The sequence below is a fragment of the Bartonella sp. TT121SHDZB genome (assembly GCF_042193415.1).
Taxonomy (GTDB): domain Bacteria; phylum Pseudomonadota; class Alphaproteobacteria; order Rhizobiales; family Rhizobiaceae; genus Bartonella.
On sequence record NZ_JBHILR010000089.1, the window covers coordinates 1 to 530 of the forward strand.

The 530-nt window shown below is 36.2% G+C and carries 1 protein-coding gene; it reads right to left on the minus strand.

From position 1 onward, the window contains the following. Positions 1-530 (minus strand): N-6 DNA methylase (locus tag ACFIKI_RS08665; protein ID WP_375666816.1); only part of this gene is annotated, 530 nt, incomplete at both ends.

Below are 530 nucleotides of genomic sequence, written 5' to 3' on the forward strand. Positions count from 1 at the left end.
TTATCTAATATGGGATAGGGTGTGTTTTTTGCATTATCATTTTCGTTTTTTTGCTTTGTTGAATAAGGAGGATTACCAAAGATAACTTCAATATTGAGATTTTTCTGATGCTCTAAATATTCACTGTTTTCTTTGAATAATTTTTGCAGCAGGTTCTTCTCTTCAAGCATGCGGAAAGTATCGGTCAAACCAATATGTTTGAAAGGAATGTACTCACCTTTCATGATACTATGATAAGTCGATTCAATGTTAATCGCTGCTATGTAATAAGCCAGTAAAACAATCTCATTGGCATGGATATCATGACGGAATTTGTATTCCATATCCTCTGGTTTGATGAGTTTTGATTGTAAAAGCCGTGTGATAAAGGTACCCGTTCCAGTGAAAGGGTCAAGAATAGAAACACCCCGTGACCCCAAGCTTTTTCCAAACTCATTACGCAAGACATCATCAACAGAATGAATGATAAAATCCACAACCTCAACGGGTGTATAAACAATCCCAAGCCTATCCGTGGTTTTCTTAAATGC